The following is a 12,457-nucleotide window of genomic DNA, read 5'->3' as shown; positions in this document are numbered from 1 at the left end:
CCGGTGTACGCGTCGGGAGGGTGGTCAGCCCTTGGTCGCGCCCGCGGTCATACCGGCGACGAGGTGACGCTGGGCGAAGAGGAAGAAGATCGCCGCGGGGATGGCGATGAGGACGGAAGCCGCCGCCATCGGACCCCAGTTGGCGGTGTACTGGGTGACGAAGGTCTGCAGACCTCCGGCCAGCGTGAGGTTGTCGTCGCCGACCAGGAAGGCGGAGGCGTACGCGACCTCGCCCCAGGCGGTGATGAACGAGTAGAAGGCGGTGACCGCGAGGCCCGGCCGGGCCAGCGGGAGGATCAGCCGCCAGAAGGTCCCGAAGGGGTTGAGGCCGTCGACCCGTCCGGATTCGTCGATCTCGATCGGGATGGTGTCGAAGAAGCCCTTCATCATCCAGGCGCAGAACGGCACCGCGATGGTGAGGTAGGTGATGATCAGGCCGAGCGGCTGGTTGAGCAGCCCGAGCTCTCCCATCAGGTTGTAGAGCGGGACGATGAGGATGGCCATCGGGAACATCTGGGTGACGAGCAGGGTCCACATCAGCGGCTTCATGCCCGGGAAGCGGAACCGGCTGACCGCGTATCCGGTGGTCGCGGCGATGAACACGCCGAGCACGGTGGTGATGCCCGCGACCAGCACCGAGTTGCCGAACCAGGTGAAGAAGGCCGTGTGGTCCACCAGATAGCGGTAGTTGTCGAGCGTGGGGTCCTTGATGAAGTCGGTACTGACCGCCTGCTGCGGCGGCTTGATCGAGGTCAGCAGGATCCACAGGACCGGGAAGACGGCGATGACGGCCGCGACGACCAGGGTGGCGTGCAGGGCGACGGAGGCGAGCGGCCCGCGCTGCCCGCGCGGGCGCACCGCCTTGGCGGTGTCTGCGGTGTCTGCGGTGTCTGCGGTGTCGGCGGCAGTGGGGGTACTGGCGGTGCTGGGGGTGGTCACGGTCACCACACCTCTCCCTGCTTGCGCAGCGAACGCCGGTAGACCAGCGCGAAGATCATGAGCAGGGCGAGGATCAGGACGCCCCAGGTCGCGGAGCCGGCGAAGTCGCGCGGGCTGGTCACGAACGCCTGCCGGAAGGCCTGGGTCACCAGGATCTCGGTGGAGTCGCCCGGGCCGCCCCGGGTGAGCAGGAAGATCACCGGGAACATGTTGAAGGTCCAGATGGTGGAGAGCAGGATGACCGTCATGCTGACCGTGCGCAGCCCCGGCAGGGTGATGTGCCGGAAGCGCTGCCAGGGGCTCGCGCCGTCCATCTCGGCGGCCTCGTACAGCTCGCCGGGGATGGACTGGAGGCCGCCGAGCAGGGCCACCATGATGAAGGGGATGCCCAGCCAGACGTTGACGGTGATGACGGCGAGCTTGGCCCAGGTGGGGTCGTCGAGCCACGGCACGGCGGAGATGCCGCCGCCTTCGAGGACCTTGTTCAGGATGCCGTTGTCGCGGTTGAAGAGGAACCGCCAGGCGAAGACGGAGACGAAGCCGGGGACGGCCCAGGGCAGGATGAGCGCCATGCGGTAGGCGGCGCGGCCCCGGAAGTCCCGGTTCAGGATGGTGGCGAGCCCGAGGCCGAGGGTGAAGGTGATGGACACGCACGCGACGGTCCAGATCACCGTCCACACGAGCCGGTCCAGGAAGACGGGGTCGCTCAGCGCGGCCGTGTAGTTGTCGAGCCCGACGAACTCGTACGTCGCGTCGATGGTGTTGGGGCCGATCGTACGGGCGACGTTGCGCTCGTTGGCGTCGGTCAACGACAGGTAGATCCCGCGGACCAGCGGCCACCCGATGATCACGCCGAGGACGAGCACCACGGGGGTGATCATCGTCCAGGCGTACCAGTGGGTGGCCAGCGCGCGCCGGATCCGGCCGGGGCGGGCCCCGGGCTTGCGGTCAGTCCCGCGGCTCCGGCCGCGGGCGACGTCGTCGCCCGCGGCCTTCACCACTGACTGGCTGGTCTCAGCAGCCATCGTTGTGTTACTTCCAGCCCTTGAGGATCTTGCGGAACTCGACGCCGGCCGCCTTGGCCGCGTCCTCCGGGCTCGACGTCCCGGTGACCGCCTTGGTGAACTGGAGCTTGAGGGGCTCGAAGAGGGAGCCGTTCTCCGGGATCCAGGCGCGCTCGACGGCCTTGTCCACGGCGGGCTTGAAGAACGCGACCATCTCGTTGCTCTTCACGTCCGGCGCCTCGTAGGCGGCGGTGCGGGTCGGCAGCAGGCTCAGTTCCTTGGTGGCCTGCACCTGGACCTCCTGGGAGGTCATGTACTCGACGAAGGCGTGCGCGGCCGTCCGGTTCTTGGACCCGGCGTAGACGGCCAGGTCGTGACCGCCCTGCGGGGCGCCCACCTTGACGGAGCCGCCCGGGACGGTGCTGACGCCGAGGTTGGCCTTGTCGGCGAACTGGGCGCCGGAGTAGGTGTCCTTGACTGCCCACGGGCCGTTGACCATCATCGCGACCTCGCCCGACTTGAAGGCGGTCTGCATGTTGTCGTAGCCGTCGGTGGCGTTGGTGACCGCCGCGCCGGAGGTGATCAGGTCGCGGGCGTCCTTGAAGGCCTTGATGCCCGCGGCGTTGTCGATGGTGACCGTCTTGGTCTTGGCGTCGACGAGGTCGCCGCCCTCGCCGTAGATGAAGGGGAGCGACCAGTAGGAATCGTCGCCGCGCAGGTAGAGGCCGGTCTTGCCGGTCTTCGCCTTGATCGCGGCGGCGGCGGTCTTGAGCTCCTCCAGGTTGGTCGGGGGCTTGACGCCCGCGTCCGCCAGCATCTTCTTGTTGTAGAAGAGGCCGAGGGAGTCGATGACCTGGGGGACGGCGTAGAGCTGGCTCTCGTACTTGCCGCTGGCGGCCGCCTGGGGCAGGAACTCGGCGTCGACCTTCTTGGCCGCGTCGGCGGGAACCTTGTCCAGGTAGCCGAGCGAGGCGAAGTCGGCGACCCAGCCGACGTCGGCGCGGATGACGTCGGGGGCCTCGGCGCCGCTGCTGAAGGCGTTCTTGACCTTGTTCTGCGCGTCGCCGTAAGGAACGTTGACGTACTTGACGGTCACCTTCGGGTGCTGGGCGGTGAACGCTTCGGCGATCTTCTGGAAGGTCGCCTTCTCCGTGTCGTTGGAGGTGTCCCACCACGTGACCGTGCCGGAGATCTCGCCACCGGCACTGTCGCCGCCGCCGTTGTCGTTCTTGTCGCCGCCGCAAGCCGTCGCCGCGAGCGCCAGAGCCGCGACCAGCGCGGTGGCCGCTATGCCACGCCGCATATGAACTCCTTCGATGATCCCGGCCGCGTCCTCGCGGTCCCGAGTTGCCAGGAACGTAACAAGCCTGAAAGCCGACGGAAAGACCTTGCGGCAATTTTCTGCAAGACCTGGTGATCGTTACATCTGCGTGTCCGGAAGGTTGCCGCAACTTGCTGGTGGGACCGGGCGAGGGCTTGCAAGCGCTTCCAGAAACGCGGCCGCGCGCGGCGCCCGGCGGCTGAATGTGGCTGAATGCCGCCCTGTGCACACACCCTGTGCGCACCTGGTGCGCAACGGGACGTACGACCGGTACAGTCCACTCCCATGACCGCGCGGCTTGCCGACATCGCAGCTCAGGCGGGGGTCAGCGAAGCCACAGTCAGCCGGGTCCTCAATGGCAAGCCCGGCGTGGCCGCGGGCACCCGCGAATCCGTGCTGGCCGCGCTCGACGTCCTCGGCTACGAACGCCCCGTGCGGCTGCGTCAGCGCAGCGCGGGCCTCGTCGGGCTCATAACGCCCGAGCTGGACAACCCCATCTTCCCCGCGCTCGCGCAGGTGATCGGGCAGGCCCTCACCCGGCAGGGGTACACGCCGGTGCTGGCCACCCAGACGCCCGGCGGCTCCACCGAGGACGAGCTGACCGAAATGCTCGTGGACCGCGGGGTCTCGGGCATCATCTTCGTCTCCGGTCTCCACGCGGACACCACCGCCGACATGGGCCGCTACGACCAGCTCCGCGGTCAGGGTGTCCCGTACGTCCTCATCAACGGCTTCTCCGACAAGGTGCGGGCCCCCTTCGTCTCCCCCGACGACCGGGCCGCCATGCAGCTCGCGGTGACCCACCTCGCCGCGCTCGGCCATACCCGGATCGGGCTGGCCGTCGGGCCCAAGCGCTTCGTGCCGGTGCTCCGCAAGATCGAGGGGTTCCGGCTGGGCATGCGCGAGCGGCTCGGGCTGGACGAGGCGGCCACCGAGGAGCTGATCCAGCACTCGCTGTACACGCTGGAGGGCGGACAGGCCGCGGCCACCGCGCTCATCGCCCGCGGCTGCACGGCCATCGTGTGCGCCAGCGACATGATGGCGCTCGGCGCCGTACGGGCCGCCCGGCAGCAGGGGCTGCGGGTGCCGCAGGACGTCTCGGTCGTCGGCTTCGACGACTCGCCCCTCATAGCGTTCACCGATCCGCCGCTGACCACCATCCGGCAGCCGGTCCAGGCGATGGGGCAGGCCGCCGTGCGGACCCTGCTGGAGGAGATCGGCGGGACGCCTGCGCCGCACAGTGAATTCGTGTTCCTGCCCGAGCTGGTGGTGCGCGGCTCCACGGCCTCCGGGCCCGGCCGCGGACAGTAGGCCTGACCTGCGGTTCGTTCGCAGGAGATCGTCCGCAGGTCGGAGCCCCGTGCGGGGAGGACCGTCCCGGAGGATGATCGGAGCAGGCACGCTATCTGACAGACTCTTTTCCCATGGGTGAAGCGAGCGTGAAGACACTGGATACCAGGACGGACGTCTCGTCACCCGCCGTGCCCGAGGGCGGGCGCATCGAGGACCGCCGGGGATCCACCGGCCGGCTCCTGGACCGGCTGCGCGCGCCGCGCAGGCCGCGGATCTGGTTCGAGGTCCTGCTGCTGGCGCTGAGCTACTGGACGTACTCGCTGATCCGCAACTCGGTGCCCGAGGAGAAGGCGGCCGCGCTGGCGAACGCCGACTGGATCTGGCGCGTCGAGAACACCCTGGGCATCGCGGTGGAGCGGAGCGTCAACCACGCCGTCGATTCGGTGACGTGGCTGATCGTCGGCATGAACTACTACTACGCCACCTTGCACTTCATCGTGACGATCGGCGTGCTGGTGTGGATCTACCGCTTCCATCCGGGGCGGTACGCCGCCGCCCGGCTGGTCCTCTTCGCCACCACGGGTGTGGCGCTGGTCGGTTATTACCTGTTCCCGCTCGCGCCGCCCCGGCTGATGAACGGCACGCGGTTCATCGACACCGTGCTCGAGCACCACACCTGGGGCTCGATGGCCTCCGGCGACCTCAAGCACATGTCGAACCAGTACGCGGCGATGCCGTCCATGCACATAGGGTGGTCGCTCTGGTGCGGGCTGACCGTCTTCGCGGTCGCCTCGGCGCCCTGGGCCCGGATCCTGGGCCTGCTGTACCCGACGGCGACGCTGGTCGTCATCGTGGCCACCGCCAACCACTTCTGGCTGGACGCGGCGGGCGGGGCGCTCTGCCTGGCCTTCGGTTACACCGTCTCCCGCGCCTGGTACGGGGCCCTCCCGCACCGCCTGCCGCGCCATCCCCTGCACACCGGCCCGCACCCGGCGGCGGCCGCGCTGCTGCGGCGGGTGCGGCGGGTGCGGTCGCGGGCCTAGTCCTGGTCCTGGGGCCCGGGTCTGGTCCCGGGTCTGATCCCGGGTCTGATCCCGGGTCTGGTCCCGGGTCTGATCCCGGGTCTGGTCTCAGACTCGCTCTCGGCCTTCGCTTTTCGCGGCGACGAACCACCGGCCCGGGAGTCCGACGGGCGTCCCGTCGGCCCGTACCTCGCTCATCGTGAGCGTGGTCGCGCCCTGCTCCAGGATCCGCAGCCCGGCGCCGCGCAGCAGCTCCGCGACCTCGCCGTCGGCGACCCGGCCGGGGCGCAGGTCGTGTTCCCTGACCCGCAGCAGCTTGGGGGTCGGCCCGATGGTGTGCAGGACGGCCTCGGCCCCGTCGGTGGGTTCCAGCACCAGGGCCCGGCCGGTGTCCCCGAGGACGGCGGCCACCGAGGCGGCCACGGCGGGGCGGTCCTCGGGGTCGCTCTGGTGCAGGACGGCCCGCAGGTAGACGTGGGCGTCCCCGAGCCGCGCATGCAGGGCGTGGGCGGCCCGCCCGTCGGTCAGGTCGAGCTGCTCGTACGCGGCCGCCTGCGCCGGGTCGGCGCGGCGGGCGTGGGCGACGGCGGCGGCGGAGAGGTCCACGCCGACGGCCGCGGCGAAGCGGGTGGCGAGGAAGCGGGTCTGGGTGCCGTTGCCGCAGCCGAGGTCGGCGATGGGGAGGCGGGGGTCGGCGTACGGCTCGAGCAGCCGGATGTCGCGCTCGGCGGTGAGCGCGCTCCCGGCGTCCCAGAAGGCCTCGCCCTCGGCGCCGGAGCTCTGCTCCCAGAACCCGTCCCATGCCTTGAGGTAACGGTCGGCGGGCGCCATGCGGTGCTCCTGGGGTGGTCCGGCTGAACACCCCGCGCCATGCCGACGCGGGGCCTGCTTACCCATACCCCCGGGGGGCGCCCCATACGCCGACGAAGCGGAACCTCCCCAACCGGCCAAACCGAGCCCCGCCAAGCCCGTCGGGCGGGGCCAAATCCAGCCCCGGCCAGCCAACCCCAGCCCCGCCTCGCACCCCGGGCCGCCAAATTTCAGCCCCGCCGGCGATTGAGGCGCCGCCGGAGGCAAGACCGGCCCGCGGGCAACGTCCAGAATCCGGCTCTCCCCCGGACAACCCTCCGGGAGCGCCTCAAACGCCGGCGAGGCTGAAAACAACCCAGCCGCGGGGCGGGGTCAGGCGCCGTAGAAGAGGTCGTCCACCACGGCGCGGGCGCGTCTGGTGATGCGGCGGTAGTCGTCCAGCATCTCCCCCACCTTCCCCGGCCCGTACCCCAGGTAGCGCCCCACCGCCGCCAACTCCCGCGCGTCGGAGGGAAACGTGTCCCCCGCCCGCCCCCGCACCAGCATCACCGCGTTGCGGACCCGCGTCGCCAGGACCCACGCCTCGTCCAGCGTCTGCGCGTCCTCGGTCGGGATCAGCCCCGCCGCGTGCGCCGCGGCCAGCGCCTCCCGGGTCCGCGTGGTCCGCAGCCCCGGCTCCACCCACGCGTGCCGCATCTGGATCAGCTGCACCGTCCACTCGACGTCGCTCAGCCCGCCCCGGCCCAGCTTCGTGTGCAGGGTCGGGTCGGCCCCGCGCGGCAGCCGTTCCGATTCCATCCGTGCCTTGAGCCGCCGGATCTCGCGGACGGCGTCCTCCCCGAGTCCCTCCATCGGGTACCGCAGCGGGTCGATCAGGTCGATGAAGCGCGCTCCCAGCTCGGCGTCCCCCGCGACCGGCGTGGCCCGCAGCAGCGCCTGGCTCTCCCAGGTCAGAGCCCAGCGCCGGTAGTAGGCGGCGTAGGAGGGCAGCGTCCGTACGAGCGGCCCGGAGCGGCCCTCGGGCCGCAGGTCGGCGTCGATGAGCAGCGGCGGGTCGGCGGTCGGCAGCTGGAGCAGTCTGCGCATCTCGGCGACGACGGTCCGCGCGGCCTTCGCGGCTTCCTGCTCGTCGACGCCCTCGCGCGGCTCGTGGACGAAGAGGACGTCGGCGTCGGAGCCGTAGGCCATCTCGTGGCCGCCGAAGCGGCCGACGCCGATGACGGCGAAGCGGGTGGGCAGGGTGTCGCCCCACTGCCCGCGGACGGCGGCGCGCAGCGCGCCCGCGATGGTGGCGGCGGTGAGGTCGGAGACGGCGTTGCCGACCCGGTCGACGAGGGCGCCGGGGTCCTCCTCGGCCGGATTGTCCTCGGTGCCGTAGGAGCCGATGATGTCGGCCGCGGTGGTGCGGAAGAGCTCGCGCCGCCGCACGCCGCGGGCGGCCGCGACCCCGGCCTCGGGGTGGTCGGCCCGGTTGACGGCGGCCAGTACCTCCTGGGCGAGGGCGTCGTACGTACGGGGCTCCAGGCCGCCGGTGTCCCCGAGCAGCGCCACCGCCTCGGGGGCCCGCATCAGCAGGTCGGGGGCGAGGCGCCCGGCGGACAGGACGCGGGCGAGGTTCTCGGCGGCGGCGCCCTCGTCGCGCAGCAGCCGCAGGTACCAGGGGGTCTTGCCGAGGGCGTCGGACACCTTGCGGAAGCCGAGCAGGCCGGCGTCGGGGTCGGCGGAGTCCGCGAACCAGCCCAGCAGCACGGGCAGCAGGGTGCGCTGGATGGCGGCCTTGCGGCTGACCCCGGAGGAGAGCGCCTCGAGGTGGCGCAGCGCGGCGCCCGGGTCGGCGTACCCGAGGGCTTCGAGGCGCTGTCCGGCGGCGCGCGGCGAGAGCCGGGTCTCGCCGGGGGCGAGCTGGGCGACGGCGTCGAGGAGCGGCCGGTAGAAGAGCTTCTCGTGCAGGCGGCGGACCACGGAGGCGTGGCGGCGCCAGGCCTTGTGGAGTTCGGCGACGGGTTCGGTGCGCAGTCCCATGGAGCGGCCGAGGCGGCGCAGGTCGGCGTCGTCCTCGGGGACGAGGTGGGTGCGGCGCAGCCGGTAGAGCTGGATGCGGTGTTCCATGGCGCGCAGGAAGCGGTACGCGTCCCCCAGCTGCGCGGCGTCGGTGCGCCCGACGTAGCCGCCCGCGGCCAGGGCCTGGAGGGCGTCGAGGGTGGTGCCGGAGTGCAGGGTGGCGTCGCTGCGGCCGTGGACGAGCTGGAGGAGCTGGACGGCGAACTCGACGTCGCGCAGGCCGCCGGGGCCGAGTTTCAGTTCGCGTTCGACCTGGGCGGCGGGGATGTTGTCGACGACGCGGCGGCGCATCTTCTGGACGTCGGCGACGAAGTTGTCGCGTTCGGCGGCCTGCCAGACGAGCGGCGTTATGGCGTCGATGTACTGCGCCCCGAGGTCGGGGTCCCCGGCGACGGCGCGGGCCTTGAGGAGGGCCTGGAACTCCCAGGTCTTGGCCCAGCGCTGGTAGTAGGCGAGGTGGGAGGCGAGGGTGCGGACGAGCGGACCGTTTCTGCCCTCGGGGCGCAGGTTGGCGTCGACGGGCCAGATGGTGCCCTCGACGGTGGTCTCGGAGCAGATCCGCATGAGGTGGGAGGCGAGGCGGGTGGCGGCCTGGACGGCCTTGCCCTCGTCGGCTCCGGGGGCGGTGTCGCCGACGAAGATGACGTCGACGTCGGAGACGTAGTTCAGCTCGTGGCCGCCGCACTTGCCCATCGCGATGACGGCGAGCCGGCACTGGGCCGCGTCGTCGGGGGCGGCGGCGGTGGCGATGCGCAGGGCGGCGCGGAGGGTGGCGGTGGCGAGGTCGGCGAGTTCGGCGGCGGCCTGGGCGACGTCGGTGGTGCCGCAGACGTCGCGGGCGGCGATGGAGAGCAGGCAGCGGCGGTACGCGACGCGCAGGGCGACGGGGTCGGCGGCGTCGGCGAGGCCGCGCTCGAACTCCGCGAGACCGGGGTGCAGGTCGGCGGACTCGTAGGTGACCAGGGCCCGCCAGTCGTGCGGGTGGCGGGCGAGGTGGTCGGCCAGGGCCTCGGAGGCGCCGAGCACGCCGAGCAGGCGGTCCCGCAGGGGCTTGGCGCTGACGAGCGTGTCGAGGAGCAGCGGGAGGTCGTCGGGAGACTGCGCCTCCGCGAGCCGCACGAGGCCGAGCAGGGCGAGGTCGGGGTCGGCGGTCGCGCCGAGGGCGTCGAGGAGCACGGGGTCCGCGCGGACGGCGGCCAGCGCGTCGGCGTCGAGCAGCCGCGCGGCGGCCGAGGGGTCCGTGAACCCGCTGCGCACCAGCCGGATGAAGGTGCTGCTCCTGCGTCCGGGAACCGTCATCCCGCCGCCTCCCGCTCCTGCCGCGACGCAGAGTCTGCCCTGGCTCTGCCTCGGTCGACCTTAGCCGGATCGGGCTCCCGGCTCACCGATGAGCAGCATGAGGCGAATTGCCCGATGTGCGAACCGGCGCTCGCACGCCGGCCGGGAGCCCCGGGATGGCCCGGCGTGTCCGAAGTCACAGACCGGGCCGGAGTGTGGGGCTCCGACCCGGTGACCACGGCCCGGGGGCTGACGGCGGGGCGCTCGGTGACCGATGCCCAAATCGGGCAATTCGCCACGAGTTGGGGTGATCGCCATGGACTCCATACGTCCGCATTCTGATCATTTTCCAGCCACGCGCGACCACGGTGCACAATCAAATCCGGTCACGACCGGAAGCAGTGGAGTCATCGGTGAAATCGGTGAACCAAGTCCGCCGTATTGACCTCTATCTGACTACACGGCGGTTTTCCCGCACCCGAACGACCTCGAGGCGTGACCGATGCCCGTTTCCCGCCGCATCCGCCTGGCGACCCTGCTCACCGCGCTCACCGCCGGTGCCACCGGTGTGTTCGCGGTCGCCTACGGCGAGGACCTGACCTCCGGGTCCGGCGGCGGCGCGCAGGACCCGGGCCGCCAGGTGGCGGCCGTACCGGCGAGCACCACCGCCGGGTCGGTGCTGCAGATCGTCGCCCACCCCGACGACGACCTCTTCTTCATGAACCCGGATCTGAGCCGCTCGCTGCTCTCCGGGCGCAAGGTCACCACCACCTATCTCACCTCCGGCGAGGCCGACGGCAGGAACGAGGCCGCCGGACCGCCGTTCAGCGATCCGGTGCGGGCCGGCGACCGGGCGCACTACTCCGAGGCCCGGCAGAACGGCATCCGGTCCGCCTACGCCCAGATGGCCACCGGCGACCGCACCAGCGCCTGGAAGCGCACCGCGGTCCCCACCGCCGGGGGCGGCTGGGCCGAACAGGACGTGCTGGTCGCCAAGCCGCAGATCAACCTCGTCTGGATGCAGCTGACCGAGGCCCGCAGCGTCTCCGACGACCGCCCCGAGAGCCTGCGCGGCCTGTGGAACGGCCGGGTCCCCGCGCTGCCCTCGCTGCTGACCTCCGGCACCCCGGTGAAGCAGACCTTCACCTACACCAAAGAACAGGTCATACAGGCGATAACGGGCATCCTGGAGCAGTACCAGCCGACGACGATACGGACGCAGGATCCGACGCCCGGCCGGTACCCGAAGGACGGGAAGATAACCGACCACCAGGACCACATGTACGGCGCCCGCTTCGTCCAGGCCGCCACCGAGCGCTACGCCGAGGTGACCGCCCGGCCGCACTTCTCGGTGCAGAGCTACCTCGGCTACGGCAACAGCGTCCTGCCCCACACCCTCGACCCCCAGACGGTCGAGGCGAAGGTGAACTACCTCAAGACCTACGCCTGGCTGGACGGCACCGACTACTGCGGCAGCCCGTCCGGCTGCGGCGACCGCAAGGTCGCCCCCCGCCCCACCGGCCACAACTGGGCGCAGAGCATCCGCTACTCCCGCGGCGACGACACCTCCTGGCTCACCGACGGCGTGGGCGGCCGCCTGTGGGCCTTCTCCGTCCTCGACGGCCGCATGGCGTACTGGACCCGCACGGGCCCGCAGGCCGAGTGGGCCGGCCCCGTGCTGCTGCCCGGTTCCGGCATGGACCCGGGCGCGACCGCCGCCCGGCTCCCGGACGGCCGGGTCGCCGTGCTCGGCACCCGCACCACCCCGGGCGCGCGCCCGCAGGACTACCGGCGCGAGGTCGTGTACGCCGTCCAGGGCGCCCCCGACGGCGCGTTCGGGGCCTGGGAGGTGCTGGGCACCCCAGAGGCCTCCGACGAGGTCGGCACCTCGGACCTCGGCGGCCCCACGGTCGTCGTCGGGTCCGACGGCCGCGTGACCGTGTACGTCCGCGACGCGCTGCACACCCTGCGCGCCCGCGAGCAGCAGACCCCGGGCGGCGGCTTCGGTCCGTGGCAGAAGCTCGGCGGCGAGGACCTCCAGGGCGAGCCGGTGGCGATCACCGACGCCGCCGGACGCCACCACGTGTACGCCGCCACCTCCAAGTCGGTGCTGGTGTGGACCCAGCAGGCCCCGGGCGGCCCCCTCCAGGGCCCCTTCGCGACCGGCCTCCCGGCCACCACGGGCCCGGTGTCGGCCACCGCCCAGGGGGACGGCGTACGCCTCTACTTCCGCCGCCCCGACTCGGGCGAGGTGCGCACCGCGCTGATCACGGCAGGCGGCCCGAAGCCGCTCGTCTCGAGCGTGGCGGAGGCGGGCGGCCGGGCCGGGTACGGCGCGGTGAGCGTCGCGGGCCGGCTGCTGACGGGCCGCGCCGACACGGGCACCATCAGCACCACCGGCCTCGGCGGGGCGCCCGCCTGGACCGAGTCCCAGATGCTGTACGCGGGCGCCCCGGCGAGCGTCCTGGACGCGGCCGGTGCCACGACCACGACGGTGCTGGGCCTGGACGCGGAGCTGCACGTCACGACCACCCTCCCGGAAGTCGCCGACCTCAACCGCGTCTCGCGCACGATCTGGCGCCCGGCGGTCACGCACCCCTGACCGGATACTCCTTGCCGGCCCCCGGACCGACGAGCCAGAATCGGCACGTTCGGATCATGAACCGACAATTGACCACACGTCACTGACGTCTCTGACGTCACTGGCACCACTGACGTCACACATGTCA

At 71.9% G+C, this 12,457-nt stretch carries 8 protein-coding genes; 3 read left to right on the top strand and 5 right to left on the bottom strand.

Going from position 1 to position 12,457, the window contains the following annotated elements:
• Nucleotides 1-24: 24 nt before the first annotated feature.
• The 3 genes from ABT084_RS09840 to ABT084_RS09830 are packed head-to-tail and all read right to left on the bottom strand — an operon-like array spanning nucleotide 25 to nucleotide 3,246.
• Nucleotides 25-945, bottom strand: a complete 921-nt coding sequence (locus tag ABT084_RS09840; RefSeq protein ID WP_502968882.1) for a sugar ABC transporter permease — start codon at nucleotides 943-945, stop codon at nucleotides 25-27.
• Complete coding sequence (locus ABT084_RS09835) at nucleotides 942-1,964, bottom strand: carbohydrate ABC transporter permease (protein WP_351040257.1); 1,023 nt, start codon at nucleotides 1,962-1,964, stop codon at nucleotides 942-944. The genes ABT084_RS09840 and ABT084_RS09835 overlap by 4 nt, the downstream gene beginning before the upstream one ends.
• A 7-nt stretch (nucleotides 1,965-1,971) precedes the next feature.
• A complete protein-coding gene (locus tag ABT084_RS09830; RefSeq protein ID WP_351040254.1) occupies nucleotides 1,972-3,246 on the bottom strand; it encodes an extracellular solute-binding protein in 1,275 nt (424 codons plus the stop codon).
• Between the two features lie 303 nt (nucleotides 3,247-3,549).
• On the opposite strand from ABT084_RS09830, the gene ABT084_RS09825 reads away from it, so the two are divergent.
• Together ABT084_RS09825 and ABT084_RS09820 are read left to right on the top strand one after the other, a co-directional pair.
• Complete coding sequence (locus tag ABT084_RS09825; RefSeq protein WP_351040251.1) at nucleotides 3,550-4,575, top strand: LacI family DNA-binding transcriptional regulator; 1,026 nt, start codon at nucleotides 3,550-3,552, stop codon at nucleotides 4,573-4,575.
• 113 nt (nucleotides 4,576-4,688) lie between these two features.
• Complete coding sequence (locus ABT084_RS09820; protein WP_351040249.1) at nucleotides 4,689-5,600, top strand: phosphatase PAP2 family protein; 912 nt, start codon at nucleotides 4,689-4,691, stop codon at nucleotides 5,598-5,600.
• 87 nt (nucleotides 5,601-5,687) lie between these two features.
• Here the strand turns inward: ABT084_RS09820 and ABT084_RS09815 are convergent, their stop codons facing one another.
• Entirely contained in the window at nucleotides 5,688-6,410 is a 723-nt protein-coding gene (locus ABT084_RS09815) for a methyltransferase domain-containing protein (protein ID WP_351040246.1), read from the bottom strand.
• A 351-nt stretch (nucleotides 6,411-6,761) separates the two neighbouring features.
• Complete coding sequence (locus tag ABT084_RS09810; protein ID WP_351040243.1) at nucleotides 6,762-9,749, bottom strand: bifunctional [glutamine synthetase] adenylyltransferase/[glutamine synthetase]-adenylyl-L-tyrosine phosphorylase; 2,988 nt, start codon at nucleotides 9,747-9,749, stop codon at nucleotides 6,762-6,764.
• A 481-nt stretch (nucleotides 9,750-10,230) separates the two neighbouring features.
• Between ABT084_RS09810 and ABT084_RS09805 the strand changes: the two genes are divergently transcribed.
• Nucleotides 10,231-12,330: a PIG-L family deacetylase gene (locus ABT084_RS09805; protein ID WP_351040240.1), complete on the top strand. Its 2,100-nt coding sequence runs from the start codon at nucleotides 10,231-10,233 to the stop codon at nucleotides 12,328-12,330.
• Nucleotides 12,331-12,457: the final 127 nt, after the last annotated feature.

This window comes from Streptomyces sp. NPDC002138, assembly GCF_040296485.1.
In the GTDB taxonomy this organism is placed as follows: Bacteria; Actinomycetota; Actinomycetes; order Streptomycetales; family Streptomycetaceae; genus Streptomyces.
Note: the sequence above shows the minus strand (reverse complement) of the source record. Positions and strands in the feature narration are given on the sequence as shown.

Coding starts and splice junctions, on each gene's coding strand:
- ABT084_RS09805 (WP_351040240.1), top strand. CDS start 10,231: ATGCCCGTTTCCCGCCGCATCCGCCTGGCGACCCTGCTCACCGCGCTC.
- ABT084_RS09820 (WP_351040249.1), top strand. CDS start 4,689: ATGGGTGAAGCGAGCGTGAAGACACTGGATACCAGGACGGACGTCTCG.
- ABT084_RS09815 (WP_351040246.1), bottom strand. CDS start 6,410: ATGGCGCCCGCCGACCGTTACCTCAAGGCATGGGACGGGTTCTGGGAG.
- ABT084_RS09830 (WP_351040254.1), bottom strand. CDS start 3,246: ATGCGGCGTGGCATAGCGGCCACCGCGCTGGTCGCGGCTCTGGCGCTC.
- ABT084_RS09835 (WP_351040257.1), bottom strand. CDS start 1,964: ATGGCTGCTGAGACCAGCCAGTCAGTGGTGAAGGCCGCGGGCGACGAC.
- ABT084_RS09825 (WP_351040251.1), top strand. CDS start 3,550: ATGACCGCGCGGCTTGCCGACATCGCAGCTCAGGCGGGGGTCAGCGAA.
- ABT084_RS09810 (WP_351040243.1), bottom strand. CDS start 9,749: ATGACGGTTCCCGGACGCAGGAGCAGCACCTTCATCCGGCTGGTGCGC.